The 26,965-nt window shown below is 63.9% G+C and carries 26 protein-coding genes and 1 pseudogene; 16 read left to right on the top strand and 11 right to left on the bottom strand.

All coding sequences use genetic code 11. From position 1 onward, the window contains the following. Positions 1-4: 4 nt before the first annotated feature. The 6 genes from E3T41_RS00465 (at position 5) to E3T41_RS00440 (ending at position 5,841) form a co-directional block, all read left to right on the top strand. Complete coding sequence (locus E3T41_RS00465) at positions 5-1,060, top strand: LLM class flavin-dependent oxidoreductase (protein WP_134476742.1); 1,056 nt, start codon at positions 5-7, stop codon at positions 1,058-1,060. Between the two features lie 96 nt (positions 1,061-1,156). Then, positions 1,157-1,777, top strand: a complete 621-nt coding sequence (locus E3T41_RS00460) for a PadR family transcriptional regulator (RefSeq protein ID WP_104133094.1) — start codon at positions 1,157-1,159, stop codon at positions 1,775-1,777. After that, entirely contained in the window at positions 1,774-2,463 is a 690-nt protein-coding gene (locus tag E3T41_RS00455) for an ABC transporter ATP-binding protein (protein ID WP_134476740.1), read from the top strand. Before E3T41_RS00460 ends, E3T41_RS00455 begins: the two co-directional genes overlap by 4 nt. Next, entirely contained in the window at positions 2,460-4,622 is a 2,163-nt protein-coding gene (locus E3T41_RS00450; RefSeq protein WP_134476738.1) for an ABC transporter permease, read from the top strand. Before E3T41_RS00455 ends, E3T41_RS00450 begins: the two co-directional genes overlap by 4 nt. 171 nt (positions 4,623-4,793) lie before the next feature. Beyond that, on the top strand, positions 4,794-5,264 hold the full coding sequence (locus E3T41_RS00445) for a DUF1772 domain-containing protein (protein ID WP_134476736.1): 471 nt from the start codon (positions 4,794-4,796) through the stop codon (positions 5,262-5,264). 43 nt (positions 5,265-5,307) lie between these two features. Continuing rightward, positions 5,308-5,841, top strand: a complete 534-nt coding sequence (locus E3T41_RS00440) for a DUF488 family protein (protein WP_134476734.1) — start codon at positions 5,308-5,310, stop codon at positions 5,839-5,841. A 13-nt stretch (positions 5,842-5,854) separates the two neighbouring features. Here the strand turns inward: E3T41_RS00440 and E3T41_RS00435 are convergent, their stop codons facing one another. Further along, positions 5,855-6,496 (bottom strand): DNA-3-methyladenine glycosylase, encoded by a 642-nt coding sequence (locus E3T41_RS00435; protein ID WP_134476732.1) that lies wholly within the window; start codon positions 6,494-6,496, stop codon positions 5,855-5,857. A 113-nt stretch (positions 6,497-6,609) separates the two neighbouring features. Here E3T41_RS00435 and E3T41_RS00430 point away from each other — a divergent pair, with 113 nt between their 5' ends. Then, positions 6,610-7,275, top strand: coding sequence for a hypothetical protein (locus tag E3T41_RS00430; protein ID WP_134476731.1), 666 nt, complete (start codon positions 6,610-6,612; stop codon positions 7,273-7,275). 5 nt (positions 7,276-7,280) lie between these two features. Here E3T41_RS00430 and helR read toward each other — a convergent pair whose 3' ends face one another. Further along, positions 7,281-9,428 (bottom strand): RNA polymerase recycling motor ATPase HelR, encoded by a 2,148-nt coding sequence (gene helR, locus E3T41_RS00425; RefSeq protein WP_241990982.1) that lies wholly within the window; start codon positions 9,426-9,428, stop codon positions 7,281-7,283. A 105-nt stretch (positions 9,429-9,533) separates the two neighbouring features. Between helR and E3T41_RS00420 the strand changes: the two genes are divergently transcribed. The 4 genes from E3T41_RS00420 (at position 9,534) to E3T41_RS00405 (ending at position 11,813) form a co-directional block, all read left to right on the top strand. Then, positions 9,534-9,935: a hypothetical protein gene (locus E3T41_RS00420; RefSeq protein WP_092450884.1), complete on the top strand. Its 402-nt coding sequence runs from the start codon at positions 9,534-9,536 to the stop codon at positions 9,933-9,935. A gap of 14 nt (positions 9,936-9,949) precedes the next feature. Next, complete coding sequence (locus tag E3T41_RS00415; protein WP_092450886.1) at positions 9,950-10,441, top strand: DUF6194 family protein; 492 nt, start codon at positions 9,950-9,952, stop codon at positions 10,439-10,441. Positions 10,442-10,863: 422 nt separating this feature from the next. Further along, on the top strand, positions 10,864-11,484 hold the full coding sequence (locus E3T41_RS17720) for an META domain-containing protein (protein ID WP_166787518.1): 621 nt from the start codon (positions 10,864-10,866) through the stop codon (positions 11,482-11,484). A 71-nt stretch (positions 11,485-11,555) separates the two neighbouring features. Then, a complete protein-coding gene (locus E3T41_RS00405; RefSeq protein ID WP_134476727.1) occupies positions 11,556-11,813 on the top strand; it encodes a hypothetical protein in 258 nt (85 codons plus the stop codon). A gap of 29 nt (positions 11,814-11,842) precedes the next feature. Here E3T41_RS00405 and E3T41_RS17715 read toward each other — a convergent pair whose 3' ends face one another. After that, positions 11,843-11,995 carry a hypothetical protein gene (locus tag E3T41_RS17715; RefSeq protein WP_166791464.1) on the bottom strand — a complete coding sequence of 51 codons (153 nt, stop codon included), beginning with the start codon at positions 11,993-11,995 and terminating at the stop codon, positions 11,843-11,845. Between the two features lie 103 nt (positions 11,996-12,098). Beyond that, positions 12,099-13,919, bottom strand: a complete 1,821-nt coding sequence (locus E3T41_RS00400) for an HNH endonuclease signature motif containing protein (protein ID WP_134476725.1) — start codon at positions 13,917-13,919, stop codon at positions 12,099-12,101. A 366-nt stretch (positions 13,920-14,285) separates the two neighbouring features. On the opposite strand from E3T41_RS00400, the gene E3T41_RS00395 reads away from it, so the two are divergent. Beyond that, on the top strand, positions 14,286-15,410 hold the full coding sequence (locus tag E3T41_RS00395; protein WP_134476723.1) for a hypothetical protein: 1,125 nt from the start codon (positions 14,286-14,288) through the stop codon (positions 15,408-15,410). 24 nt (positions 15,411-15,434) lie between these two features. Here E3T41_RS00395 and E3T41_RS00390 read toward each other — a convergent pair whose 3' ends face one another. After that, entirely contained in the window at positions 15,435-16,082 is a 648-nt protein-coding gene (locus E3T41_RS00390) for an FMN-dependent NADH-azoreductase (RefSeq protein ID WP_092450898.1), read from the bottom strand. 160 nt (positions 16,083-16,242) lie between these two features. Here E3T41_RS00390 and E3T41_RS00385 point away from each other — a divergent pair. The 4 genes and pseudogenes from E3T41_RS00385 to E3T41_RS00370 all read left to right on the top strand — a co-directional run bounded on the left by E3T41_RS00385 (position 16,243) and on the right by E3T41_RS00370 (position 20,158). Continuing rightward, positions 16,243-17,127, top strand: a pseudogene (locus E3T41_RS00385) (IS5 family transposase). 479 nt (positions 17,128-17,606) lie between these two features. Further along, entirely contained in the window at positions 17,607-18,614 is a 1,008-nt protein-coding gene (dhaK, locus tag E3T41_RS00380) for a dihydroxyacetone kinase subunit DhaK (RefSeq protein ID WP_134476721.1), read from the top strand. Further along, complete coding sequence (gene dhaL, locus E3T41_RS00375; protein ID WP_198416373.1) at positions 18,611-19,246, top strand: dihydroxyacetone kinase subunit DhaL; 636 nt, start codon at positions 18,611-18,613, stop codon at positions 19,244-19,246. Before dhaK ends, dhaL begins: the two co-directional genes overlap by 4 nt. Positions 19,247-19,291: 45 nt before the next feature. Next, positions 19,292-20,158: an SMP-30/gluconolactonase/LRE family protein gene (locus E3T41_RS00370; protein ID WP_166787520.1), complete on the top strand. Its 867-nt coding sequence runs from the start codon at positions 19,292-19,294 to the stop codon at positions 20,156-20,158. 29 nt (positions 20,159-20,187) lie between these two features. Here E3T41_RS00370 and E3T41_RS00365 read toward each other — a convergent pair whose 3' ends face one another. The 6 genes from E3T41_RS00365 to E3T41_RS00340 all read right to left on the bottom strand — a co-directional run bounded on the left by E3T41_RS00365 (position 20,188) and on the right by E3T41_RS00340 (position 26,838). After that, entirely contained in the window at positions 20,188-21,150 is a 963-nt protein-coding gene (locus tag E3T41_RS00365; protein ID WP_134476719.1) for a sugar kinase, read from the bottom strand. Next, the gene (locus E3T41_RS00360) at positions 21,147-21,812 is read right to left on the bottom strand and encodes a bifunctional 4-hydroxy-2-oxoglutarate aldolase/2-dehydro-3-deoxy-phosphogluconate aldolase (RefSeq protein ID WP_092450905.1); all 666 of its coding nucleotides are present in this window, start codon (positions 21,810-21,812) and stop codon (positions 21,147-21,149) included. The genes E3T41_RS00365 and E3T41_RS00360 overlap by 4 nt, the downstream gene beginning before the upstream one ends. 82 nt (positions 21,813-21,894) lie before the next feature. Continuing rightward, positions 21,895-23,109: a sugar ABC transporter substrate-binding protein gene (locus tag E3T41_RS00355; RefSeq protein ID WP_092450907.1), complete on the bottom strand. Its 1,215-nt coding sequence runs from the start codon at positions 23,107-23,109 to the stop codon at positions 21,895-21,897. Between the two features lie 29 nt (positions 23,110-23,138). Further along, the gene (locus E3T41_RS00350) at positions 23,139-24,149 is read right to left on the bottom strand and encodes an ABC transporter permease (RefSeq protein WP_092450909.1); all 1,011 of its coding nucleotides are present in this window, start codon (positions 24,147-24,149) and stop codon (positions 23,139-23,141) included. Further along, positions 24,146-25,222, bottom strand: coding sequence for an ABC transporter permease (locus tag E3T41_RS00345; RefSeq protein WP_092450911.1), 1,077 nt, complete (start codon positions 25,220-25,222; stop codon positions 24,146-24,148). Before E3T41_RS00345 ends, E3T41_RS00350 begins: the two co-directional genes overlap by 4 nt. Then, positions 25,219-26,838, bottom strand: a complete 1,620-nt coding sequence (locus E3T41_RS00340) for a sugar ABC transporter ATP-binding protein (protein ID WP_092450913.1) — start codon at positions 26,836-26,838, stop codon at positions 25,219-25,221. Before E3T41_RS00340 ends, E3T41_RS00345 begins: the two co-directional genes overlap by 4 nt. Positions 26,839-26,965: the final 127 nt, after the last annotated feature.

Here is a 26,965-nt window from a genome sequence, read left to right as displayed (position 1 = left end):
CACAATGGAGAACACCTTGGAAATCGGCGCCTACAGCTTCGGTGACACTCAACGGGGCCCCGACGGCAGCTCGCGTTCCACCGCGGAGGCGACCAAGAACCTGTTCGACGCCATCGTGCACGCCGACCAGGCGGGGTTGGACTATTTTGGCATCGGTGAACACCACACCGTCTCCATGCCCGCCTCATCACCCGGCGCGATCATCGCCGCGGCCGCTGCGGCGACGACTCGGATCAAACTCGGCAGCGCCGCCAGCATTATTGGAACGGATGACCCGGTGCGGGTGTTCCAGCAGTTCGCCACGGCAGACGCCATCTCCGGCGGCGGCCGCATCGAGATCACGGCCGGCCGCGGCTCCTCGGTCGAGACCTTTCCGCTGTTCGGCTACGAATTGAACGACTATGACGAGCTCTACGCCCAGAAGCTCGACCTGCTGCTCACGCTCAACAACAGCTCCACGGAGAACGTGACCTGGTCGGGAACCGCGCGTCCCTCGATCCCCCAGCTCGACGTCGTGCCGCGTCCGGTGCAGGGCTCCTTGCCCATCTGGATCGCCACCGGCGGCAGTGCACCGTCGTCGGCCCGGGCCGGGCGCCTCGGCCTCCCGCTCGCCTACGCCATCATCGGCGGGCAGCCGCACCGGTTCGCGCCCCTCGCCAATCTCTACCGGCAGTCAGCGGCGCAAGCCGGCCACAGCGGCGACAACATCAAAGTCTCGGTCGCCACCTTCGGCCTGGTAGCTCCGACCAAGAAGGAAGCGGTCGAGCGGATGTATCCGGGCTGGGTCAACCTCAACGTGGAGATGGGTCGGCTGCGCGGCTGGCCAGCGCCGCAACGAGGTTCCTACCTGGCCCAGGTCGACGCCCCCAATGCCTACTTCATCGGCGACCCGGACGACGTTGCTGAACGCATCGTCGACCTGCACCGGCACCTCGGCCACATGCGGCACTTTTTGCAGGGCGACCACGGCGGGCTCCCCCAGGAACACCTGCTTGAGTCCATCACCCTGCTCGCCACCGAGGTCAAGCCACGCGTGGAACGGCTGCTCGCCGCTAAATAGCAGCAGACCGATCCGGTCCGAAAACAGTTCTCCCACACTCCCTAGAAGTAATGTATAGTCGCCATACATATACTCGCCAGTGATTTAGGGAGCGCGATGTCGGTAGCGATGAGCCTCCTGGCCATGGTGGCGCAGGGACCCCGCTACGGCTACGAATTGCGGGCCGAGTTCGATCGCAGAACCAGCGCGCAGTGGCCGCTCAACATCGGCCAGGTCTACAAGACGCTGGATCGCCTGGAACGCGAAGGCCTGGTCGAGAAAAGTGCGAGCACGGATGCCGATGGGCACGTCTACTATGCGGCGACGCCGGCCGGCCAGGACGCGTCGCGAACCTGGTTGCAGCAGGCCGATCCACTACCCTCGGCCGCGCGCGATGATCTCGCGATCAAGCTCGCCATTGCCGTGACCCTGCCCGGTGTCGATGTGGCCGCGCTTCTGCGTGCGCAGCGCCACGCAGCCATCAGTCGGCTGCAGGAACTCACCCGCCAGACGGGTGGCGGTCCCGTTCTGACCGCGCAGGATCTGGCCACCCGCATCGTCAGCGACGCCGCACTCATCGCGGCGGAGACGCAACTGCGCTGGCTCGACCAGGTATCCGCACGCGTTCGCGACGCACTGGCTCGGGGCATTCCCCTCACCGTTCCCTTCAACACCGAACGGCCCCGACGTGGACGTCCCCGCTCGACCTCCTCCATACCCTCGAAGGAACCACGATGACGCAGGCTCTGCAACTGATCGACGTCTCCCGCGACTTTGGCTCCGGCGCCCTGCGCGTGCGGGCCCTCGAAAACGTCAACCTCACCGTGCGGGCCGGTGAATTCGTCGCCGTGATGGGGCCGTCAGGTTCGGGTAAGTCAACCCTGCTCGATATTGCCGGCGGCATCGAACGACCCAGCCAGGGCGATGTGCTCATCGACGGAGTATCGCTCGGTTCGCTCGATTCCAACGCCCTGGCCATGGTGCGGCGGCGATCAGTCGGGTTCGTCTTTCAAAAGTACAACCTCATCCCGATTCTCACGGTGCTGGAAAACGTTGCCGTTCCGATGGAGCTCGATGACTGGCCGCGCGGGCGAGCGCTCGAGGCGGCGCGTCAGGCACTTGACGAACTCGGCTTGCAGGGCGTTGCCGATTTTTACCCGGAAAATCTGTCGGGGGGACAACAACAACGAGTCGCGATCGCTCGGGCAACGGCGGGAAGCCCCCGACTGATTCTGGCCGACGAGCCGACCGGCGCCCTCGATACGATCACGGGCGAGGCCATCGTGCGCCTCATTCGCGACCGAGTCGACGCCGGGGCGGCCGCCATTGTGGCTACCCATGACCATCGGTTGGCAGCCTGGGCAGATCGCGTCTTCACCCTCGAAGACGGCCGCCTGTATGCCACGGAACAGGCTCAGCGATGAAATGGCTGGGACGCTGGCGGTTCGCCGGTCGGATCGCCGTGCGGGACATCCGTCACAATCGCCTGTCGGCTGCGCTGAGTGTGATTGCCATGGCGATACCGGTCAGTGCGGTGGTGGCCGTGGCGGTCGTTGCACCGAACGTCAGCCCAGTATTCGACGACGGCACGAGCTCCGAGTCTGGGTCGGCCGCCGGCATGATCGCGGTGGCGGCGTACTTCGCCGTGCTGGCCCTGCTGCTCGTGGGCGCAATGGTCGCGGCCGCGATGATCGTCTCCGTGCGTCGCAGCGAACGGATGCTTGCCCTCCTCGCTGCTACCGGTGCGCCGCGAAGCATGCTCGCGCGTGTGATGACGGCACGGGGGCTTATTTTCGGAGCCGTGACGGCCGGCACCTCGGTCGTGATCGGGATCGCCGCGGGCAGCACGATACTCCTGGCCGGAGGCACCGTCATCACCCGAATCGACGTTGTTGCCATCGTTCTGGTCGCCATCGCGACCATCGGGGTGGGCTGGTCGGCGTCGCTGACAGCGGCGGTGCGGGCATCCGGAATCAACGTTTCCACGGTCTTGCGAGATGCCCCGCGGCCGGCGCGATCAGCGCCGCACGTAGCCCGAGCCGGCCGCATTGTGATGCTGACCGGTCTGGGCGCTCTGCTGCTCGGTTCTGCGCTCGGGATTGCCGGGCGCGCTCTGCCCGCAGGGCTGTTCGCTAATCTGCTGCCGTACCTGAGCGGAATGCTGGCTGCGCCAGCCGCGATCACGATTCTGGTCGGCGCACTTCTCGCGTTTCCCGCCGTGATTCGGTGGGTCGGTCGGGTGCCAGCACTCCTTCCCGGCGCGGCCGGACTCGCAGCGCGCACTGCGGCTCGGGACGCGGAGCGAAGCGGGGCGCGTTCGGGCGCTGCCGCGGCATCCATCATGCTCGTGACCTTCCTGGTCAGTTCCTATCTCACATTCTTTTCCGCGAACGATGCGTGGTCGGTCACCGACCACGACTGGCAACTGCAACGAGATCAGGTCGCTGTCGACCTGATCGTGCAGGAGCGCGGGAATCCGAGCGAGCGTGGAGTCGCCGACAACCCAGAAGCCGTCGCCTCGGCCGTTTCCGACGGTGTCGATGCGACCGACGTACGAGTCATCGATGGCGTTCTCGGCCCCTTCTGGGGAACGCCCGTTGACGACGATGAAGGCTATAGCGGTCGTCAAGCAATGATCTTTCCGCCGGAGGGACTCCCCCAGCCCCAGATTGCCACCGACGGCATCTGCGCCCAATCGTTCGAGCAAACCGGTGTCAACGAATCGCTCTGTGCGCCGGGGCCCTACGAACAATTCGAACTTTCACCGACCCGACCCACGATCTGGGTCGGCGATGCTGCCGACCTTGAGCTTATTTTGGGCCAGACGACGGATGCTACCACCCGCGCTGCCCTCGCCGCTGGCACGGTCATCGTGCTCAATCCCCGCTACATGGCCACCGACGGCAGCGTCACAATTCACTGGTGGGGCGCGAAGCAGTTCGTCGCGGAAGATGAACCGGGCGAGTTTTTGCCTTCCGGTACGCCGCTGAGTTCCGTGCGCCTGGACGGCATCACCGTGCCGATGGACCATCAAGTCGGGTACGGACTTTTCCTGAGCCCGTCCGCGGCCGATGTGGCGGGGCTCGTTCCATTGCCCGCTCGCGTTCTGGCACAAGCGCCGCCTGGCCTGAGCTACACCACGGTCTATGCCACCGATCTGCGCGTCTTCTCGGAGTATCTATTTCTCGAACTCGAAACGGGGCCGAGCACCGGTGACCGAGCCTGGTTCTGGGGCGCTGTCATGCTCGCAACCGGTCTGGTGCTCGCGATCGCGATCGCAGCGATCGGGCTCTCCCGCAGCGAAGGCCGCCAAATTGACCGGACCCTTGCCGTACTCGGCGCGGCCGACGGACTGCGCCGACGGATCAACGGCTGGTACGCCCTGTTCGTCGTCGGCACAAGTTGCCTGATCGGCACCTTCTGCGGAGTGCTTCTGGTCCTCGCCTTCTCTGTGGCGATGTTCTCGCCGCCCGTCATCCCCGTTCTTGCACTCGCGATCATCGGGCTCGGCGTGCCGCTGGTCGTCGCGCTCGCTGCCCGCATCCTTCCCGTACGCTCACAGACGGATGCGCGCCGCGGCTGAGCCCTAATCCCCCAACGCAATCGGATGGGGCGTGCGCCTGCCTGCACTTGGATTGCCGTCGCGGGGCGGCGTGCGATTTACTGGGGTGATGACCACAACGGATGCCGCAGCACGCGCCAGAGACACCGGCGCGCACCGCCCGCCACGACCGAGCCGCCAAAGCCAGGTCCGATGAGCGCGGTCGAAGTCGCCCTGACTATTGCGGCAGCACTCGGGGCCGGCCTGACCGGAGGCGTCTACCTGGCTTTCTCCTTTTTGGTTCTGCCCGCCTTCCGCACGCTTCCCGCTGCGCCCGCCGTGTCCGCCATGCAACGCATTAACGTGAGCGCGGTTCGAGCACCGTTCATGACGGTCTTTTTTGGCGGCGCCGCAGCATCCGTTGCTGTGATCGTGGTGCAACTCACGTCAAACGTGCCTGCCGGACCCACGCGAATCCTTGGAGCGGTTCTGGCCCTGGCCGCCGTCGTGATCACCGTGGTGCGCAACGTTCCGTTGAACAACGCCCTCGTGAGCGTCGACGCCAATTCACCCGGCCTGACGGCTGCCTGGCAGTCCTTCGACCGGAGCTGGTCCCGGGCCAACTATGCGCGTGCCGCCGTGTCCGTCGCTGCCGCTGTCGCTCTGATTTTTTCGCTCACCTGACCGGCAACACCGGGTCAGCGAGCACCTGCGGTTAAATGGGACCATGGCCGGAACCTGCGTGTACACGATCGGGCATTCGACGCATCCGCTGGATGAGTTCGTTGGAATGTTGAAGGCCAATGGTATCGAGCGGCTCATTGACGTGCGCAGCGTGCCGGGGTCTCGTCACAATCCGCAATTCGGGGAGAGCGAACTCGTCACCAGCATGCCGGCGGCCGGTATCGACTACCAGCGACTCACCGCGCTCGGCGGGTTACGGCATACCCCGGTCGCAGCGGCAACGATCAACGGCGCGTGGCGCAACAAGAGCTTTCGTGCCTACGCCGACTACATGCAAACCCCCGAATTCGTCGGCGGCATCGACGAATTGATTGCGCTGGCGAGCACGCAGACGGTGGCCATCATGTGTGCAGAGGCCGTGCCCTGGCGTTGTCACCGATCGCTGATCGGAGACGCGTTGCTCGCGCGCGGACTGCAGGTGGCCAACGTGATGAGTCGCACCTCCACCACGCCGCACACGCTGACCAGTTTCGCAAAGGTCGAAGGTGACCGCGTCTGGTATCCGCCCGAAGATTAACTCTCAGGCCAGATTACTGGCGGCCCGGTTTGTAGGCCGAGACCGACGAGGCATCCGCTACCCAAAATCGCCAGGGGAAGTTCGTCGCGCTGCCGCCGGGCCCGCTGACGCCCACGCGTGGTCCGGTCAGATGCGGCAGCATCACCGCGTCGTCAGGCACAAAGAATGTCCATTCTCCGCCGAACAGATCGTCACCATCGTTGGCCAGGGTCGCCCCGAAGGCTTGGGCAACACAGCCAGGCCCTCGCGCCAAGCTCCGATCGAGAAGCGGAACTTTTCGTGGCTTGCTTTCTCGGCGGCTGCGGGCGATGTCGGCTCCCTGCAGCACGTCCCCGGCCCTGATGAGGCAACCGTAGGGCTGGCCTGGTTCTCCGGCGACGAGGTTCAGCGCGTGGTGCATTCCGTAGGTGAAGTAGCAGTACAGGTGCCCGGCTGGACCGAACATGGTCTTGTTCCGATTCGTCATACCCCGATAGGAGTGCGCGCCGGGGTCGCGTTCACCGGCGTACGCCTCGACCTCGGTTATTTGAATGGCTACAGTGCCGTCGTCATCCGTGCGTTGCAGGATGCAGCCGAGAACTTCGGGTGCGAGTTCGAGCACCTCGCGGGCAAAAAATGCCCGGTCGGCGGGGTGGAATCCCTCTGGCACGTTCACTCCAACAGTGTACGCAGGTCCCTGGCACGATAGCGTGGGTCGTGGGTGAAGCGGGGTTGTTCACCTCGACAGTTCTGGGGGCTCTTATCCGTAAATCATTTGCTTTAATCGCCATGCTCGCTCTGGCCGGTGCCTTGTCGGCCTGCACCGCCGCATCACCCCCAGCACCACCGACCGTCGAACCGGTAGCGTCCGAAACAGCGGCAGCAGACCCCTCCCGCATTCTCATCGGTGCTGAGACCACCGACGTCGTTGATGAGGGCGGAACCGTGCTGCTCTCACTCCGCTATTCCGAGAACGGTGACGAAGCCGTGGCGGCCGTCATCGACCTTCTCGGCGAGCCAGAAGCCACTCATCATCAGGATGGCTCCAATCACTACCCCGAGATGGATGGGACGTCGTGGGGCGGTTTCGACGTCGTGGTGAACCGTTACCGGAGCGAGCGACCGTCCACCGACGCGGCCATCCCCTACCTGCCCGCATTTAGCGTGCAGGCCACGGCGGCCACAACAGCCGGTGGCATGGCCATCGCCTCGGTCGACGGCACAAGCGTCGGAGATGACTTTGACGCTGTCTCTGCCGGGCAGGATGCGAACCGGGTGCACGTTGACGACCTCTTCGGCGTGCGCTCGGTGGCGCTCAACCTGCCCACCTCATTCCCCGGCATCGTCGTCGATCCCGGGATCGACATGGCCTACGGCGTCATTGGCCAAGCCGATCAGGGATCAAGCACCATCACCAAAATCGTCGCACCGAGTTTTCTGTTCTCGCAGGCCTAGTTCAGTCACTGGGGGGTCGTCAGGATCACCAGTTGCTGCGTGGCCCGAGTCATCGCGACGTAGCGGTCGACCGCTCCCTCGATGCCGGTGCCGAACGATTCCGGGTCGATGAGCACGACCAGGTCGAATTCGAGCCCCTTCGCCAGCTCCGGCGACAGCACCTTCACGCGTGAGTTCGGCGGGACGGTCGTCAGTTCGCCGATGATACAGGCGGTGCCATCGACGTGCTCGGCCAGCCAGCGCCCCAGAATCGATTCCAACGCTGAAACGGATGCATGCTCGACCGCAATCCCGCTGCTGCGGATCGACGTGGGCACGTTGGCATCGGGCAGCACCGAACGGATGACCGGCTCGGCCTCCGCCATCACCTCCTGCGGCGTGCGGTAGTTGATGCTGAGCGACGCCAGTGTGACGGTATCGAGCCCGATGCGAGCCAGCCGTTCCTGCCACGACTCGGGGAACCCGTGCCGAGCCTGCGCCCGGTCGCCGACAATGGTGAAGCTTCGCGACGGGCAGCGCGCCAGCAGCATTTGCCACTCGGCGTCGGTGAGTTCCTGCGCCTCGTCAATAATGATGTGCGCAAACGGGCCGGCCAGCAGGTCAGCATCAGCGCTCGGCAGTGCGGCATCATCGATCAGGCTGTTCTGCGCATCCTGTCCACGCAGCATCGACATTAGCTTCAGCTCGCTGTCGTCACTCTCGATGAGATCGTCGACGACCCGCGCCATCCGTTCCTGTTCGACGGCCAGGGTGGCTTCACGGCGACGCTGGCGCCGGGACTCCTCCGGGTCGCCGATGCGCTGTCGGGCCGCGTCGAGAAACGGGAGGTCGGCGCGGGACCAGGCGCGAGCATCCGTTCGCTGCAGTGTCTGCACTTCAGCCGAGGTGAGCCAGGGAGCGCAGAGTTTCAGGTAGGCCGGCACTGACCACAGGTCGGCGACCACGCCGGCCGGGTCGAGCAGTGGCCACGCCCGAGTGAAAATGCCGGTCAGCTCGTCATTCTGCGCGAGGGATTTGCGCAGCAGGTGCGGCGGCACGTCGTCGTGCTTGTCGATCAGGATGCTGAGCAACTCTTCCCAGACCTCATCGCGCGCTTCATTGTGCGGCGTGCCGGCGTCAGCCGCGTCGAACGCGTCGGCCCACTCGGCGGGGCTCAGCCACACATCGGACCACGGCGTCTCCACCAAAAGCGCCGCGGTGGGTGGCCGTTCATACCAGCGCACCGCCGCTTCAATCGACTTCACCAGCAAAGCGGATGCCTTCAGCCCGGCTGCTCCCAAAACGGCCTCGACCACGGCCGCAGTGCCCTCGGCGACGAGGTCGCGCAGGGTGCAGGTCTGCACGCTGTCTTCGCCGAGCGCGGGGAGCACATCGGCGACATAGGCCAGGTACGGCTGGTGCGGACCGACCACGAGTACCCCGCCCCGACCGTCGCCGAGGCGCGGATCGGAGTAGAGCAGGTACGCGGCACGGTGCAGGGCGACGACGGTCTTGCCGGTGCCGGGCCCGCCGTCCACGACAAGGGCGCCACGGGATCCGGCTCGGATGATGGCATCCTGATCGGACTGGATGGTGCTGAGCACATCGCGCATGCGGGGCGACCGACTGCTGCCGAGGCTCGCGATGAAGGCGGATTGATCGTCGAGCGCGGCGTTGGATTCGAGCCCGTCGGGGGTGAAGACTTCGTCCCAGTAATCGGTGATCTGACCGCGGGTCCACCGGTAGCGGCGGCGGCTGGCCAGTCCCATCGGGGTCGCATGGGTCGCACCGAAGAATGGTTCAGCGGCCGGGGAACGCCAGTCGAGCAGCAGGTGCCGACCGGCAGTGTCGGTGAGGCCGAAGCGGCCCACATAAACGGGCTCCTGGTCGTCGGTACTGACCATGCGGCCGAGGCAAATGTCGACGCCGAAGCGTCGCAGCACCCGCAGGCGGGCCGTCAGCCGGTGGATCTCCAGGTCGCGGTCGAGGGCGGCCTGCCCCGTGCCCCCGCGGGTCAGACGCTGGGCGTCAAGCCGATTGGACACCTCGATGATCTGCTGCTCGAGGGTCTGCCGAATGGCGACAAAGTGCTGCTCGTCGACGCTGATCAGCGTGGACTCGCGCTTGTGGGCGAGGCTGCCGGGCAGGTTGAACGCGGTCGCTGTGAGGTTCACGACACCAATCCTTTCGTGGCTGCGCGTGCGCCACCTGAATGTCAGCAAGAACAGTCGCGGTTCTATTCCGTGACGCGTGCGATGGCAGCGTCTATTCTGTGCGGCATGACTCGCTTTGTGATCGACGTGCCGACCCTGCTGCACATCGTGGCGACCGGCCTGCGTGTCGACGCGAGCCATCATCTCGTCGCGCCCAGCGTCATCCGTGCGCAGGCGCTGGCCCTGCTGTTTGCGGCCGTACGTGCCGGGGACCTGACCGAGGAGCAGGCACTCGAGCAGCACTTGCGCCTCACCGAACTGAAGAGGCGGCTGCTCGGCGACCGGGTATCGCGCCGCGCCGAATGGCGGATCTCGCGCGACCACGGGTGGGAGAACATGCACGATGCAGAATATATTGCGGTCGCCCGGTTGCAGGCCGACGCTCTGGTCACCGTTGACCCGGCGTTCGCGGCGAAGGCCGAAGGTCTCGTACCGTTCGCCGGTCTCGACGCGCTGACCGCGGTCTAGGCATTGTGGAAATCATGACACTCGAGCAGCTTCTGCACACGATTCGCGCCTTCGACAACGTTTTTGACCTCGCACCGGTTGAAGGCAGCGATGCTCCCGAGATCGCTTGGGGCGATCACTTCTTCTACTACGCGCCCGATGCCAACATCCCCAAAAGCGTGCAGCCGTACGCCACGATTGTGACCAAGGACTATCCCGGCGACGAGCACTCCCGCCTGAATCCAATCGGTCGGTGGCGGGTGAGTATCCAGGTCGGCCCGGCCAAATTTACCGCCCTCACCGGTGAGACCACCGGTGACTTCTCCGCCCGGGATTTCAGCGTTGCGGACGTGATCATGCCGCATCCCGTCTACGGTGCCTTGGGCTGGATCGCGGTCGTCAACCCTGGTCCCCGTACAGAGAACACGGTCATCGACCTGCTCCACGCGGCACACGACGACGCGCGACGACGACTCATACGTCGATCAAGCCTGACTGCTGAGGGCGAGTCTGCCGCGGATCGCTGAGTTGGGTCGTGCCCGCGCAGGCGAGCAGCCGCGGCGCTGGACAATCCGGCGGGCACTCGGCCATGATCAAAGGCATGGGGATTACGTCAGGAACTCCGAAGGGAACCGCTTCGCAGGGGGCGACCAGGTCGCGACGAGCGCGGTCGTGGCCGATGGGTTTCGGAACGGCCCGACGGCGCGGGCGTGAGGCAGCGAGCCTGGCTGCCGTGCTCGTACTTGCGTTGACGGCCTGTGCGCAGGCTCCACGAGGACAGGTTGAGCCGACTTCGGACTCACCGCCCCCGACCAGCCCTCCTACCGGCGCGGAATCTGCCGCGATTGGATTGGTCAACATCTGGCGCGTTTCGGGCGCAGCGGGCGAGGCAGCCGCTACCTGGTTGCGGATGGACGTCCCGGAGTTCCAGCTCTGGCGAGACTGCGGCATGATCCAAGGCTCGTGGCGGGCGAGCGAAAACCTGCTGCTTGCCTCCACGTACAGCGCCAGCGGTGAGTGCGTCACCGGGACCACCTTGCCACGAGTCGCCTGGCTCGAATCTGTCACCGGGTATCGGGCTGCCGGCGCGGGCTGGGAGCTCACCGATGCGAGCGGCGCAGTGGTCGCCACCCTCACCATCGATGGCAAGCCCGATGCGATTCCGACAGCGGCCGAGTTCTACACCGAGCCGCCCGTCATCACGGAGGCGATGCGCGAGACGTTGCGATTACCGGCCTCCCTGCCGCCCGAATTCACCCCGGCAACGCCTGACGGCCTCGTCGGACGGTGGGTCCCGATTTCTCCCAGCGGCGCAACCGATCCGCACGTACTGTTTGCGGCGGACGGTACGTGGACGGGCTCCGACGGCTGTAATGGTGGGCAGGGCCGCTGGGCCGCGGACGGGCACGGCGCGCTCCTCGCCACAGCCGGCGCATCGACCCTGATCGCGTGCGAAGGCGCGCCGGTGCCGTCTTGGGTGTCCGAGGCCAGAGTGGCCGCCGTCGATGGTGGAGTACTGCGGCTCCTCGACGCGGTCAGGGCAGAACTGGGGCAGCTCAAGCGATACTAATCGTCCCGCACGATCCGATCACGATCATGAAGCCGCGAGCGTGCGCGCCGTGCAGGGCATAGTGTTTTGCTATGTCAACACCGACGCGCACAGCTGAGCCGAAGCTTCGATGGGTACTGGCAAGCCTGCTGATCATTGCCGTCAATGTCGTGCTTCTAGGCACCCGCACGGGCGAGTGCACGGACTACTCGCCCGAGTCGGGGGCGGTGAGCACCTGTAGCAGCGGCCCACTGGTGGGAGTCCCCGGAACGTGGGCAATTGCAATACTCAGTCTCGTCGCTCTGGCCTATTTCGTCTATCGACTGGTACGCCGCCCCGTTGCGAGTTGAAGCTGGGACGGCCGATCACCAGCGCAGCACTAGACACTCGCTGGCTGCCGGACGAGCTCGTCGAGACCGCCACCGGCACGACGCGACCCAGTCTCGCCAACGCGCCCGACTTCGTCGGTCGAGCCCGTCGCGACCACCATAAGCACGACGTCCGCCGTCGGCACGACGTCCTCCGTCGGCACGACGTCCTCCAGCCTCTCGAATGCCAACAGCCGTTGGTCGAGCCTGCCGAGACCGCCATAAGCACGACGCGACCCAGTCTCGGCGTCTGGTCCAGCGGTGGCGCTACTTCTCCCAATGGGGTTTTTCTGCCGGGGTGGCGGCACGGTTCTGACCGGCGGGGCGCCAGGTTTGGGTGGGGTCGAAGAGGAGGGGGCCGCGCACCCAGGGACGTCCGTCTCGCATGTCGATCTCCCAGCCGGACGTCTCAATGCTGGCATGCCCGGCGTTGCAGAGCAGGACCGCGTTGTCGATATTGGTCCGGCCGCCCTTGCTCCAGGCTAGGACGTGGTGCGCCTGCGTCAGGTGCGGCGGCACCGTGCAGCCGGGGATGACACAGCCACCATCACGGGCCGCCAACGCCCGGCGCTGACTCGCGGTGAAGAACCGGTTGGAGTCGCCGAGGTGCAAAACCTGACCCTGGTGGCCGAACAGCACGGGTTGGTACCCGCCGGCGCAGAGGAGCTCGTCGACTTGTTTGACGGTGAGGGGGCCGTCGATGCCGTCGATCCAGCCAGCACCGCGCCCGGCGAGGAGGTCGTCGATGTTGATATGCACGAGCACCGTCGGTGCGGCCCCACCCATCGTCGGGGTTCCCGGCTGCCGAGCAGCCGCCTCAAAGACCGCACGGAGGATGCCGGCCTGCTTCTCACCGATCGAACGGACGTCGCCGGGTTCCTGCGGGCAGGGACTGAGCGGGGCGGGCTGGCCGGCGCCGAGCGTCTCACCCGCCTCACCCGTCGCGGCGGTGTTGCCCTGAGTCTGCTCGTCGCAGCCTTCGTCGTGGCCGTTCTGGCCGTTCTCTTCCTGCTCGATCGCCGTGGTCCGCGCGTCTGGGGCATCGAGTTCGACCTTTTCGGAGTCGGCGCCGGTTTCGGTGAGTTCGCTGACATCGCTGTCGGTGTCCTGGTCACTGCTGGTGCTGGTGCTGGTGCTAGTGCTGTCCTCGGTGGACGGGTCCGTCGCACGGAACGCGACCTTGGCGCGTGGAGCGGCGCCGGGAACGGGGTTGGCCGCGGCGGAAGAAAGGTAAGCGTCGAAGACGGTACTGATGATGGCACGGTCGAGGGTGGTCAGCCAGCCGTTCAGACTGTAGCCGCCGTTTACCAGCCCACCGAAAGAGAGCCAGCTGCGCCGTTCGGCGGTGGCCTCGCCGGGCGCGGACCCGTCGGGCGCCAGGCGCGCCTGCCACGCAATGCCCTGCTGGCGGAGCAAATCCGGCGCGAACGCGATCCCCGCGCCCGGGAGCCCCTCGGTTTCGGGCGTGATCGCACCGGAACCGCTCGCTACCAGCGACCGCTCCACCCGGTCGAGATCATCGACCAGCACCGACGGGCGCAGGCCGTCGAGGACGGACACGATCACTCGGGCCTGCTCGACGCCGAGCTCCCCGCCCTGCAACGCCTCCCCCACCACGGGATAGGTCGGTGTCAGGGGCCTGCCGAGCAGCATCCGCTCACCCGCATTCTTGCCCAGGCTGGCACGCTGCCGAACCTCGCTGCGGGAGATCCGGGCGAGGGTGGAGACCAACACGAGGCCGCTGCGGCAGCCCAGCCGACGCGCCAGGGACACCGCGCCGGAAGCTTCAACCTCGGTCTGCTGCGCCGTTTTCGCCGCAGCCTTCGTCGCCACGGCCTTCTTAGCCACAGCCGCATCAAAGTACTCGGAGCGACGGAGCACATCCGTCGTGGAGAGCACCCGGGCCCCATCAACGACCCGGCCCACACTCTCCAGCGCGAGCAGCATACTCAGGGATTCTTCATCACCAAGAGACCCGAACGACAGCCCACCCAACGCCGCCAACAACGCATCCCGCGCCTGCTCCACCGCCACAACAACGGGGTTCGAACTGGACTCACCGGGGTTTTCCATGAACATGGGCGCCATTGCCTCCTTCCCAATGATTCTACCCCGAATCGAACACAAAAGCGAGGAAAACTCAGGGAATTTCTAGAAACCAAAATTGACAGACTGATCGAATTGCTTCAACATCACGGTCTCTTCTCGCGGCAAGACTGCCGATGTCACTCATGAATCGCTGCCGCAGCGGTCAAGCGACCTCGAAGTAATAAACGATTTGTCCTCTCATATACGCCTGAGCCCCTGCACCCGCTCGTGCCCCGCGCACCAGCGCTCCGCCAATGCCCTATCGGCGACGCCCGACCGCGACGTTCGACGTAGTGGTCGACCGCTGGCATCCCGACGACACAGAGGGACTGGCGGCACGTCCGCGCGTGTTGGTACATTGCCAGCATGGGGAAAAACAGTGTGGTTCCAATTACCGTTGCCCTGATCCTTGCGCTGACGGGGTGTGCGGGCCCGGCGACGCCAGCTGCCTCGGGACCGTCGACATCTCCGTCGACAACACCGGCGGCCGAGCTCTCGTCGGCGCCCGCTTCGCGGTTCGACGTGACCTGCGCCGACCTGGTGTCGATCGCCGAACTGGAGGCGCTTTTCGGTGCGAACGACTACGAGCCACGATTGGACTGGGCACCATCCGTATCCCCGGTGAAGTATGCCGTGCAGAACACCGGTGGGTTGAGCTGCACCTGGGGCAATGACGATGTGCCCGTGGGTGGTATTCCCAATCCGGCATATGACGAACTGACCGTCCAGGTACTGCCCGATGCCACGGCCGCGCAGATCGAATTGCATGTGGCCGACCATCCGCAGGGTGACGCCCAGCCATTCGGAGACTCGTCCGGGACGACCTGTTTCGCGCACTCCGGCCTGTGCACGTCCAACATTGTCGTCGGCGAGGCCTGGATCGAAGTATTTCTGGAGGGGGCCAACGTTTCCGATCCGGCCTCCGACGCCGATGTGCTGGCGCTCGCAGCGCCGATCCTCCGCACCATCACCAAACGGGTCGCCACCGCCGCGGCCTCGAACACCACGCCGGCCGTTGCCGCAGTCGCTGCACGCACCGACTGCGAGGTAATCCTGCCGGCTGCAACCGTGCAGTCCGTCTTCCAGGCGGCCGAGCTGCCCGTGCACACCACTTACCACGGCGGCGGTTGGAGCGTCATGACCGGAGCGGCGACGCTCGCTGGGGTGACGCGCTGCATCGTGGGGCCCGCCGGTTCCGACGCAGCCCTCGCCAACCTGGAGATGCTGCCGCACGGTGCGTGGGCTTTCGATTCCGCTCAGGTGCAGAGCGGCGTCTGGGCGGCGCACGAGCCCGTCGATGTCGCGGGAGTAACCGAACAGGCCTATCTCCTGTGCCCGGTCGGCACGATCTCGGCCTGCTCGGTCGACTTCATCGTCGGCGATGACTGGGTGCGACTGGGCACGTTCATCAACGGACAACGGCCGGTAGAAGCCACCGACCGCGACCAGGTATTGGAGCTGGCCGGGCACGTCGCAGCCGCTCTGGAATGAACTAGCCGGCCGATCGAGGGCGGGTCAGCCCAGGCGGCGGGCGGCCTGCGCAGCGGACGCGTGGGCGGCCGCCAGTTCCTGGTGCTGCTTGGCGACCTCGTCGGCGGGGGCGCCGAATCGTTCGCTCAGCGTGCGGGTGGCCACGATCGTTTCGAGCGTCATTCCCAGTGCGTCCGCCAGAATCAGGCTGAGCGCGGGCAGTGCGTGATCGTCGTATTCCGTGGATGTTCCCGCGTCGTAAACCCCGCCGCGAGTCGAAACGAGCACGGCCGGGCGACCGGCCAGTGGCTGCTGGCTGGCTGGGTCGTCGAACGGAGCGGTCACCGCCGGCAGGTGGATGTAATCGATCCACGCTTTCAAGGTCGACGGCATCGAGTAGTTGTACAGCGGAACGCCGATCAGCAGCACGTCAGCGGCGACCAGTTCCGAGATCAAAACCTGCTGCAGGGCCTCCTGCTCCGCGCTCGGGTTCGCATCCACGGGGCGTAGCCGGGGCGGAAAGTGTAGCGCGGCATCCGTCAGGTGGGGCAGCGGTTCGCGATGCAGGTCACGGTGAACGACTGTGTGGTCGGCGCCGAGACTGCGCCAGGTATCGGCGAAGGTCGCCGTGATAGCCCGCGACCGCGAAGTCACGAGGTCTGCGGACGAGTCAAGCTGCAACAGTATGGGCATTCCCACAGCCTAGAGGACGGCAGCCCACCGCCCAGTGGTCACATCAGGCTCACGGCACCCATTGCCGTTCGTGGCACCCCCTACCCACGGAGTGCCGCGAGCGGCACTCACCTAGGGCGTGTCTCTTAACCCAGTGGGTTGGTTGTGAGAGCATTTAGATGTGACTCGCACCGTTTTCCTTACTGATTCGCAGTGGTCGATGATTGAGCAGTTGATGCCGCCTGCTGCGGCGAAGGGTGGCCGCCCCTTTCAGGATCATCGCCGCGTGGTGGAGGGGATCATTTACCGGTTTCGAACCGGGACTCCTTGGCGGGATTTGCCGGAGAGTTTTGGTCCGTGGCAGACGGTATGGAAGCGGCACCACCGGTTCAGCGGCGACGGCACTTGGGACAAGATCCTCACAGAGTTGCTGTCTCAGGCTAATGCCGCCGGGCTGATCGAGTGGGAAGCGTCGGTGGACTCGACCGTGAACCGGGCGCATCAACACGGCACGAACCTCGGCCGGGCCACGGGGGCAACTGTCAAATTACACGAATCTGCTTGTCGAGCCACCTGATCATGCAATTGGCCGGTCACGGGGTGGTTTGACCACGAAGATCCACGCGCTGTGCGACGCGAATATGCGTCCTCTCGTCCTTCTTCTGGGTACGGGGCAGGGCGGTGACTCGCCCATGTTTCCGCGCGTAATGTCGAGCTTGAGAGTGCCACGCCGCGGCACGGGGCGTCCTCGGACCAAGCCTGATCGCGCCATGGCTGACAAAGCTTATGCGTCAAAGGCGAACAGAAAGCTTCTGCGCGACCGCGGTATCCAAGCCGTGATTCCGGAGAAATCCGACCACATCGCCAACCGCAAACGGCGGGGAGGAAAAGGCGGGGAGGAAAAGGCGGCCGGCCACCAGGATTCGACAAGGAGGCCTACAAGCGCCGCAACGTGATCGAGCGATGCTTTCAGGCGTTCAAACAATGGCGCGGCATCGCGACCCGATACGACAAGCTCGCCGTCAACTACCGCGGCGGAGTCATCCTCCGGACGATCACAATCTGACTCAATCCGTTAGGAGACACTAGGTGCAAGACAGAATTCTCATGTCCATTCCTCCCTAATGCCCGGTGCGTCTCCGCGCTGACACTCGTTGGGTGACAATGACGGATGATCTCCTAACGGTTCACGGGTCCCCACGCGACCAGTGCTGCGTTCATCGTTTGGTGGCGACTTTCGGACCGTGTACATACACACGATGCCAAAGGTAGACAACTCCCAAGGTGAAGGTGCGGCTTTCAACGAGTTAAAGAGCCACTCGGCGGCGAGGGTTTCTCCACCACTGGCGTTGTCACCCTCCCCCGGCTCGGCGGCGTCGGGAGAGCGATACTGTTTCTTCGAAACCAGTGGCATTTGACATCGTCCTCGTTTTTGCATAGTGTTCAGACCACCTGATCACCTGCTTTTCAGCGTAAAATCGCGGCATCACCTGGACTGCCTCGGACTGACTCATGAGCAACACCTTGAAACGAAGGCACACTTCGATGAAGAAGTTTATGAACGATCCCGCAGACGCAGTAACCGATTATCTTGTCGGCCTGGCTGCAGCTCACCCGACGACAGTGACCTTCGATGCCGAGCGACGCATTGTTGTGAGAACCACGCGCGCCAGAGCAGGCAAGGTCGGTCTGGTGGCCGGCGGCGGCTCCGGCTGTGAACCGCTGCACACGGGGTTCGTAGGCCACGGCATGCTCGACGCCGCCTGCCCCGGTGAAATATTCACGTCCCCAGTTCCCAAGCAAATTGTCGCCGCCACGCTGGCCGCTGACAGTGGTGCCGGGGTGTTGCATGTCATCAAGAATTTCAGTGGAGAGGTGATGAACTTCGGCATGGCCACAGAGCTGCTCGCCTTTGAAGGCATCGCAATCGACTCAGTGCTCGTCACCGATGACGTCTCCATCCCGCAGATGCCCGGAACTGCCGGACGACGGGGACTCGGCGCGACCGTGCTGGTCGAAAAGATCGCGGGTGCAGCGGCCGAACGTGGTGACGACCTTGCCTCCGTCACGGCAATAGCCCGCCGCGTCACTGACCGCGCTCGTACGTTCGGTGTGGGCCTGAGCTCCTGCACACCCCCACTTCGCGGAAAACCTATTTACGATTTGCCCGACGGCGAGATTGAATTCGGAATCGGTATCAGCGGCGAACCTGGTCGGGAACGAGTGGCCATGAGAGACGCGCACCAGATAGCCGACGCCATGGTTTCCGAGGTCGTGACCGATCTGCAGCCCTCCCCTGGCGCACAGCTGCTCGTCCTGGTGAACGGAATGGGTGCGACCCCGCTCAGCGAGCTGTACCTGCTGTACGGCGAGTGTGACCGGCTGATTCGCGCTCGAGGACTGGAGCCGGTACGCAGTCTGGTCGGAAATTTCGTCACCTCACTCGATCAGGCCGGAGCTGCCCTGACCATTCTGGAGCTCGACGATGACCTGACAGTTTTATGGGATGCGCCCGTGCGCACCCCCTCAATCACCTGGGGAGCAGAAGCATGAACGACCAGATCACCACGGCACAGCTGACCGCGTGGGTCACCGAATGTGCCCGCCTGATCAACGTTCACGCCGACGCTCTGAACGACCTCGATGCGACCGCTGGCGACGCCGACCACGGCTCCAACCTCGAACGCGGGTTCACTGCCGTGATGGCGATCGGATTCCTTGACCAGCTGGACTCACCGCGGGAACTCCTCAAACACGTGGGCTCCACAATCGTTGACGTGGTCGGCGGTTCCAGCGGCGCCCTCTATGGCACCTTTTTTCTGCGAATGGCTGTGACGAGCGGGCCGAACGGCGTGTTGGATGCTGCCGGTTTTGCTGAGCTGCTCCGCGCCGGTGGGCAGGGAATTGTGGATCGCGGCTCCGCCCAGGTCGGCGATAAAACGCTCTACGACTCTCTCGCTCCGGCCATCACTGCCCTGGACCAAGCGCTGGCGGCCGGTAACACGCTGGCCCGTGCATTGGTCAGCGCGTCTGCCGCCGCAGACGCCGGTCGGGACGGCACGGTGGCGCTGGCTGCCCGCAAAGGACGTGCAAGCTATCTCGGCGATCGAACCATCGGCTATGCCGATGCGGGGGCGACGTCGATGGCTCTGATCATTCGGGCCGCCATGACAACTCTGGGCTGACCCGTGCACGCTGCAAACACTCGAGCTTCTCGGGCATCTGCCGGGGTGGAAGTTGCCCTCGAAGCCGCAGCCGAACTGGCCGAAAGCCCCTGGTGGGACACCGAACGAGCCGAGTTGCTCTGGGTAGACATCTCGAAGGGTGAAATTCACCACTTTGACCCGGCATCCGGAACAGACCACAGCATCGCTGTCGGGCAACCGGTGGGAACCGTGGTCGGCCGCCGGTCCGGCGGCGTCGTGTGTGCGGTGCGCGACGGGATCGGCTACGCAGACTTGGAAACGGGTGCGTTCGAACTCGTTGCCCCCGTCGAAGCAGACCGAGCATCGAACCGGATGAACGACGGCGCCTGTGATGCAGACGGCCGGCTCTGGGTCGGCACCATGAATGCTGATTTAGTTCCGGGGGCAGGCAGTCTGTACCGCGTCTCTGCAGATCTGGCCGCAGATCGCATGGTTTCACCGGTTTCGATCTCCAACGGTCTGGACTGGAGCCCGGACGGTCGGACCTTCTATTACATCGATTCCCTGACCCGACAGATTGATGCTTATGACTTTGAACCCGGCGCCGGAACGCTCCGCGGCCGTCGCACCCTGGTGAAGACTCCCGGCCTCGTGGCCACCCCCGATGGCATGGCCGTCGACGCGGAAGGCTGCCTGTGGGTTGCCATGTGGGACGGCGGCAGCGTGCTCCGCTACAGCCCAGCGGGTGAGCTGTTGACGGTCGTTGACCTGCCGGTCACTCGCGTCACGAGTGTGGCCTTCGGCGGCGCTCGCTTAGATCAGCTTTTCATCACATCGGCCCGTGCAGGGTTGACACCTGAACAACTCATGCACGACGAACCACTCGCCGGCGCGATCTTCGCCGTCGACCCACACGTGACAGGACTAGCCCCGCACCGGTTCGCCGGTTAGAGCCACGGCCGGCGCTCAGCGGCCGGCCCTCAACGAATGACGGGTTCGGTTGCCGCGAGGAGACCGAGTTCACTGCGAAGGGGCATACCCTCCCAGTCCCCGGCGACCGTGCAGGCAAAGGCACCCACAGACACCGCGGTCTGCAGGCGCAGCGCTACAGGAGAGCCGCGATGAACTTCAGACAGGTAACCGGCGACGAATCCGTCGCCGGCACCGACGGTGTCTTCCACGGTGACAGTGAAGGCCACCTGGTCATAACTGACCCCGTCAACAAGGGCGAAGCAGCCACGATCCCCCAACTTAATGATCACTTGCCGCGGTCCCAGTTCGCCCAACAGACGGGCGGTCTCAGCCACACTGTCGGCACGCCCCACGGCGATCTCGGCTTCGTCTTCACCGGCGAAGACGATGTCGGCGAGGGCAACCAGGTCGCGATAGCTCTGCCTTGCCGCCTGGGCGTTCCACAACCGTGATCGATAGTTCAGGTCGAAGGAGACGAGCACTCCGGCGTCCCGCGCCAGAGACATGGCATGACGGGTGGCCTGTGCCGCTGATTCCGAGAGCGCCGGAGTGATACCGGTGACATGCAGCAAGCTCGCCTGACGAATGACGTCAGCCGGGATGTCTGAGGGCTCAAGCCGAGAACCGGCGCTTCCGGCCCGGTAGTACCAGACCCGGGTAGCGGTGGCCATCCGTCGTTCCTTAATCATGAGTCCAGTGGGGGCGTCCTCGTCAACGGTGATGATCGCGTTCACCCCTTCGGCGGCCAGCTCCCGCTGAATGAGGTCTCCCAGGCTGTCGCGGCCCACCCGACCGACCCAGGTCACCGGGGTACCCAGACGCTTCAGGGCAATCGCCACATTGCTCTCCGCACCCCCCATCCCTAGCTGCACGCTGCGGCTGAGGGCCAGCATGCCGGGTTGCGGGTCTCGAAAAAGCCCCATCGTCTCGCCGAAGGTCAGCACTCCTCCCGGTGTCGCGCCGGCAGTCATGACTCACTCCTGAAACCGCTCACCAGGTTCACGGCGTGTTCAGCCCGTTCTGCCAATTCGGTCAGACTGCCGCCGGAGAACGCATTACCGATCAGCGGTCCACCCAGCGAAACTGCCAGCGCTCCGGCCTGAAGCCAGGGCTCCACATCGGCCATCTCGACCCCGCCCGACGGAATGACCTGAATATCAGGAAAGGGACCACGAAGCTGGGACAGATAAATCACGCCCACCGTCGAGGCAGGAAAAATCTTCACGGCCGTGGCGCCCGCAGTCCAGCCAGCGTGCAGCTCTGTCGGGGTGAGCCCGCCCGGGTAAATCGGCACACCACGACGGCAGGCCAGCGCGACGATCTTGAGGTTCGTGGTGGGTGTCACCAGAAACTCGGCGCCGGCATCCAGTGCGAATTCGGCCTGTTCGAGATCGGTGACGGTTCCCACGCCGAGGTCGACCGTGGTCGGAACGATCTGGCGGAGCGCGGAAAAGTGTTCGAGAGTTCCCGGAGTGCTCAGCGTAAATTCAAGAGATCGGATGCCCGCATCAACAAGAATTTTTACAACGGGATCGTAGTCGTAAGCCTGCCGTGCTCTCAAAACAGCGATGAGAGGCGACTCGAGAAGATTAGAAGAGGGAGGAGTTGCTGAAGAGCTGGCCCGAAGTACCATAGTGTCGTTTTTTCCTTTGATGTCAGTGACAGAATGATTCTTCGGACCAGCTCAAACAGCCAGACCGATCGAATCCGGAGGATCAGTAGGTCTTGGCGGGCTTCAGCGCATTGTTGATGTAGGCCTGGGCTGCCGCGACGTTCGTCTTAGTCACAACCCGGGTGGGCACCTCAATAAACTTGCCCACCGATTCGCCCAGCACGACGTTGTGGAAGATCGTGTCGATGAAGGTGCGGCCCTGGTCTACCGATCCCACGTCAATGGTGGCAGTGAGTTTGCCCGCAACGATTGAGTCCATGCCCGAGATCAGACCGTCGGCGCCGATGATGACGATGCCGTCTGTGCCGTCCCACAACTTGAGGCCGGCAGCCTCCACCGCCTGCAGCGCGCCTAGAGCCATGTCCTCGTTTTCACCGTAAATGGCGTTCACGTCACGGAAACGAGTGAGCAGGTCCTGAGCAGCGTTCAGACCCTTTTCACGAACGTAGCCGCCGTCAGCACTGCCGACAACCTCCATGCCCGGGTTTTCTGCCATAGCCTTGGCGAAACCAATCAGGCGTGCCTTCGTCCAGTCCGAACCAGACGGTCCCATAATCTGAATGACCTTGCCCTTGCCGCCGAGTGTGTCGGCGATGAACTTGCCAGCCAGGTAACCTGACTGCGAGCGGTTGTCATAACCGATGTTGGAGACGGTGCTGATCTGATCGGGCTCGTAGATTTCTACCGGCTGGTTGAACTGGAAGACCGACGTCCCGCTGTCGGCCGCTTCCGTGTAGACGTCCTGCATCGTGGCGAAGTTTGCCCCGGTGCATACCAGAACTGCATCGAATTTACGGGTGGTCCAGCCCCGTACGGTGCTGATCTGCTGCTCGACGGCATCAAAGTTTCCCGTGGGGGAGGAGCGTTCCCACTTCCACTTCACCCCGTAGGCTGCCTCAAGTTCTGCCATCCGGCCGAAGGCGGCATTTTCCATCTGGTTGAAAAACTCCGAGAGAATCGGAGGCGTCCAGCCAACCTGAAGCTCTCGACCAGCAACGAGCTTCTTAATTTCAGCGTCGTAAACGGAGCCGCCGATGCTGCCGGCAGCGGCAGCGCCGCCCGTTGCCGCGGCTGATCCGGTGGGGGCAACGGTCGAGCAAGCCGACAGAAGACCGGTCGTGGCGATGACTCCCGCGCCCAGTCCCATCGAAGTGAGCAGGCTGCGGCGAGAAACTCCATTTTTCTTGACCTCTGAAATGATTTTTGTGTCAGACACTTTTTTACCTTTCGCTGTGTTGATTGAATTTCCGCTCGTCATCTTTGACGGGTCGGGTGTACCGGTGAAGATCAGGCGTGTGCCAGCCTGGTCGCGAGTCGGGCCGAGCGAGCTCTGATGAGCGAGCTCACTCGGTCGAAGACGACGGCCAGGAGAAGAACTCCTCCGGTCACAACTTGTTGCCAACTCGAACTCACCCCGGCGATATTGATGGCATTCGCAGTAATACTGAGCACCAGCGCCCCGATGACCGCCCCGAAGGCAGATCCACGGCCCCCGCCAAGTGCGGCGCCCCCGATGATCGCAGCGGCGATGGCGGCGACCTCGTAGCCGAGTCCCATGGTCGGGGCGACGGTGGTGTTTCGACCGGCCATAATCATTCCGGCCACGCCAGCCATCAACCCGCTGATCATGTATGCGATCACCTTGATGCGGGCAACGGGTACCCCGGAGAGCACGGCTGCATGGGGGCTGCTGCCCAGACCGTAAGCGTGCCGTCCGTAACTGGTGAACTTCAGCACGACGGCCACCACGACAACCGCAACAATGGCAATAAGAATGGGAACGGTGATGAAGCCAAATGGCTGGCTGAGGCCGCTGATGACGTAGTACTCCGGCAGCATGTAGCCGATAATCGGCACCCCGCCGGTCCACAAAAATAGAGCGCCGCGGGCAACTCCGAGCATTGCCAGGGTGGCGATGAAATCAGGCAAACCCAACTTGGTGATCATGATCCCGTTGATAAGGCCGAGAAATGCACCGACCGCCATCGTCGTCAGCAGACCCACCACCAGGGGGGCGCCGCTGGTGATCGTGTACGCACCGATGCCGGCGCTCAAGCCCATCACGGACCCGACCGACAAATCGATCCCGCCGGTAATCAGCACCACGGTCATCCCCAACGCCAGCAGCAGCACGAACACCATCTGGTTGGAGACGTTGCCGGCATTGATCCCGGTAAAGAAGTTGGGGAAAGCCACCGACATGGCCACGATCAGAATGACCAGCAGGAGAATGGCTCCCGCACTCGGGTTGGCCAGAAGACGGCTGAACCGCTGGCTCGGGGCAGTAATGGCGATCATTTCGTGTTCCTCACAGACGAACGAGTAGCGGATGTTGTGGGCGCGTCGGCAGACACAGACGCTGAGGCATCCGAGTCATCGAAAATCTGACGCTTGGTGGTGGCTGCCGCCAGCTGTTTGATCACCCATTGCTGCACCGCACGGTCGAACGCAACGGCGATGACGATGCTGGCGCCGGTCACGATGCTGAACCAGAGCGGATCCACCCCGATGAGCTGCAGCCCCTGGGCCATGGTCGCCAGGAAGAGTGCACCGATCACCGCGCGCCAGACACTGCCACGGCCACCGGCGAGCGATACGCCACCCAAAACCGCGGCCGCGATCGCGCTGAGTTCATATCCCTGGCCGAGGCCTGGCTGCACGGAGTTCAGATGAGAAGCCAGGAGAACGCCGGCCAGGCCGGCAATCGTTCCGGACAACAGGTACACGCTGAAAGTCAGGCGCCGCACCGGCGTTCCCGCCAAAAAGGCAGCCCGAGGATTTGTCCCCACGGCGAAGATCGTTCGGCCAAACGTCGTGAATAGAAGCACCCACTCCAGCGCAGCCACGATCACCAGAGTGATCACCACCCCGGTGGGGATTCCGAGGATGCTCCCCTTGGTGAGCCAGGCAAACGCGGGCAGTGACACGCCGGTGAGCTGGGTTCCTGTCGTGAGGACCTGAAGGGCGCCGGCTCCGATGCTGAGCGTCGCCAACGTCACGATGAATGCGTTGATCTCCATCACCGCGATGAAAAAGCCGTTGATAATTCCAAAAGCCATACCCGTGGCGATGCCCGCCAGAATACCCAGCGGCAGTGCCCCGCCGTTCATCAGAACCAGCATCGTCGTCGCAGCGCTCAGTCCCGTGGCTGCGCCGACGGAGAGGTCAAAACCGCCGACGATAAGCACGAAGGTCATGCCCGCCGCGAGAATGATGACGAACAGTGACTGCGTCAGCAGATTCGAGATGTTCTCCTGGGTGAGAAAGAACGGTGAGGCCAGAGAAAAAAAGACCACAGCCAGCGCCAGAGCGGCCGCGACCGGCAGCCCGTCAATCGCTAACGTCTGGGTCAATCGCGTACGCACGCTCATGGTGTTTCCTCCGCTACTCGGCTCTGCTCTGTTACTCCAGCCACCATGGCCATAATTTTTTCCGCCAGTTCGTTGTCGGTGCCGCCAGTCGTATTCCTGCGCTGTCCAGTGAGTTCTCCCACCAGGCGTCCCTCACGCATCACGACAATGCGATCGCTGAGGTTCACCAGTTCAGGTAATTCAGAGGAGATCACAATCGCCGCCCCGCCTTTATCGACGAAATCATAGATCAGACGGTAAATTTCGGTCTTGGCGGCGACGTCGATCCCCTGGGTGGGCTCATCAAATATGAGCAGAGAAGGCTTATTGAAGAGGGCTCGGGCGATAATCACTTTTTGCTGGTTTCCGCCACTGAGAGTGCCGATTTTCTGCGTCACACCACTGCATCGAATGCGCAGTTCAGTGACAAAGCGATTGGCCGCGTTTTTTTCCTTGCGGTTGTTCAACACGATGGTGCCGGTGGAGACGTCGTCCAGGCTGGAAATGGAGATGTTTTGGGCGATCGACATGGAGCCCAGAATGGCCTGTGTCTTTCGCTCTTCAGGAACGAGCGAGATTCCGAGTTTGGTAGCCTGACGGGGATTTCTGATCAGTACTCTGCGGCCTCGAACAAAGACCTCTCCGCTGTCAGTGCGGTCGGCGCCCAGAATGACCCGAGCCAGTTCGGTGCGGCCGGCTCCGGCGATCCCGGCAATGCCGAGAATTTCTCCCTGTCGCACGGTGAGCGAGATGTCCCGCAGCAAAGGCAGTCGGGTAACCTCAGTCAGTTTAAGAACCTCTGCCTGTTCTGTATCGGACAACCCTTCGCGGCCATCGTGCACAGTGGACGACTCGGCCAGATTACGGCTGCGCCCCACCATCAGTCGCACCAGCGAGTCGGGCGTCTGGTCCGTCGGCGCCACATGAGCGACCCAGCGGCTGTCGCGGAGAACGGTAATCACGTCGGCCAGGCCGAAAAGTTCGTCGAGCCGGTGAGTCACCCAGAGCAGGGCCACTCCTCGTTCCCGCATACGCCTCATGTGGTCAAAAAGCATCTGCCGTTCGCTGTCTTCCAGACCGGATGTCGGCTCATCGAGAATGACGACGCGTGCGTCGAAGGCCAGCGCTTTGAGAATCTGCACCACGTGCTGTTTGAGGGCACCTAGGCTGCCCGTCGGTAAATCCAAATCTGTTTTGCTCAATCCGAATTCTTCGCAGAGCGATTCAACACGGCGCCGCATGGCTCGCTCGTCCAGGAACGGACCGCGCTTCAATTCGCGACCGAAGTAGACGTTCTCAATCACCGTCAGGTGCGGTGCGAGGGTCTGCTCCTGGTAAATCGTGCTGATTCCCAAGTCCTGAGCCTGTCGCGGGCTGGTGAAGTTGCGCGTCTTATTGTCGACCAGCAACTCGCCACTATCTGGGTTCGAGAGACCAGAGAGCAGACCGATCAGGGTCGATTTTCCCGCCCCATTTTCTCCGAGGAGAGCGTGGATCTCTCCTGCGCGGAGCGACAGACTCACGTCGTCGAGGGCGATGACTCCGGGGTAACGCTTGCCCAGTCGGCGAGCTTCCACAATTGGCGCCTCGGCAGCGAGGCCGACCTGTGTGGCTGCTGTCACGTTGGAGGGAAACATTCATGCTCCTTTGCATGTCTGTCAGGACGACGGGTGCCGTCACGGTTTCGTACCACCTAAACAGGGTGTTCAGGTTAGTTGGAAATCAGGTGGTCTGAACTCTTCGATTACAATTCTCCCCTGTCAA

Source organism: Cryobacterium sp. Hh38, assembly GCF_004403235.1.
In the GTDB taxonomy this organism is placed as follows: domain Bacteria; phylum Actinomycetota; class Actinomycetes; order Actinomycetales; family Microbacteriaceae; genus Cryobacterium; species Cryobacterium levicorallinum.
Note: the sequence above shows the minus strand (reverse complement) of the source record. Positions and strands in the feature narration are given on the sequence as shown.

Bases quoted from the DNA above. Each gene is read 5' to 3' on its own strand.
- E3T41_RS00340 (WP_092450913.1), bottom strand. From the start codon at position 26,838: ATGTTTCCCTCCAACGTGACAGCAGCCACACAGGTCGGCCTCGCTGCC.
- E3T41_RS00465 (WP_134476742.1), top strand. From the start codon at position 5: ATGGAGAACACCTTGGAAATCGGCGCCTACAGCTTCGGTGACACTCAA.
- E3T41_RS00350 (WP_092450909.1), bottom strand. From the start codon at position 24,149: ATGATCGCCATTACTGCCCCGAGCCAGCGGTTCAGCCGTCTTCTGGCC.
- E3T41_RS00395 (WP_134476723.1), top strand. From the start codon at position 14,286: ATGGGGAAAAACAGTGTGGTTCCAATTACCGTTGCCCTGATCCTTGCG.
- E3T41_RS00440 (WP_134476734.1), top strand. From the start codon at position 5,308: ATGGCCGGAACCTGCGTGTACACGATCGGGCATTCGACGCATCCGCTG.
- E3T41_RS00355 (WP_092450907.1), bottom strand. From the start codon at position 23,109: ATGACGAGCGGAAATTCAATCAACACAGCGAAAGGTAAAAAAGTGTCT.
- E3T41_RS00365 (WP_134476719.1), bottom strand. From the start codon at position 21,150: ATGACTGCCGGCGCGACACCGGGAGGAGTGCTGACCTTCGGCGAGACG.
- E3T41_RS00460 (WP_104133094.1), top strand. From the start codon at position 1,157: ATGTCGGTAGCGATGAGCCTCCTGGCCATGGTGGCGCAGGGACCCCGC.
- E3T41_RS00420 (WP_092450884.1), top strand. From the start codon at position 9,534: ATGACTCGCTTTGTGATCGACGTGCCGACCCTGCTGCACATCGTGGCG.
- E3T41_RS00360 (WP_092450905.1), bottom strand. From the start codon at position 21,812: ATGGTACTTCGGGCCAGCTCTTCAGCAACTCCTCCCTCTTCTAATCTT.
- dhaK (WP_134476721.1), top strand. From the start codon at position 17,607: ATGAAGAAGTTTATGAACGATCCCGCAGACGCAGTAACCGATTATCTT.
- E3T41_RS00430 (WP_134476731.1), top strand. From the start codon at position 6,610: ATGCTCGCTCTGGCCGGTGCCTTGTCGGCCTGCACCGCCGCATCACCC.
- E3T41_RS00450 (WP_134476738.1), top strand. From the start codon at position 2,460: ATGAAATGGCTGGGACGCTGGCGGTTCGCCGGTCGGATCGCCGTGCGG.
- E3T41_RS00345 (WP_092450911.1), bottom strand. From the start codon at position 25,222: ATGAGCGTGCGTACGCGATTGACCCAGACGTTAGCGATTGACGGGCTG.
- E3T41_RS00405 (WP_134476727.1), top strand. From the start codon at position 11,556: ATGTCAACACCGACGCGCACAGCTGAGCCGAAGCTTCGATGGGTACTG.
- E3T41_RS00400 (WP_134476725.1), bottom strand. From the start codon at position 13,919: ATGGCGCCCATGTTCATGGAAAACCCCGGTGAGTCCAGTTCGAACCCC.
- E3T41_RS00445 (WP_134476736.1), top strand. From the start codon at position 4,794: ATGAGCGCGGTCGAAGTCGCCCTGACTATTGCGGCAGCACTCGGGGCC.
- dhaL (WP_198416373.1), top strand. From the start codon at position 18,611: ATGAACGACCAGATCACCACGGCACAGCTGACCGCGTGGGTCACCGAA.
- E3T41_RS00390 (WP_092450898.1), bottom strand. From the start codon at position 16,082: ATGCCCATACTGTTGCAGCTTGACTCGTCCGCAGACCTCGTGACTTCG.
- E3T41_RS00415 (WP_092450886.1), top strand. From the start codon at position 9,950: ATGACACTCGAGCAGCTTCTGCACACGATTCGCGCCTTCGACAACGTT.
- E3T41_RS17720 (WP_166787518.1), top strand. From the start codon at position 10,864: ATGATCCAAGGCTCGTGGCGGGCGAGCGAAAACCTGCTGCTTGCCTCC.
- E3T41_RS00455 (WP_134476740.1), top strand. From the start codon at position 1,774: ATGACGCAGGCTCTGCAACTGATCGACGTCTCCCGCGACTTTGGCTCC.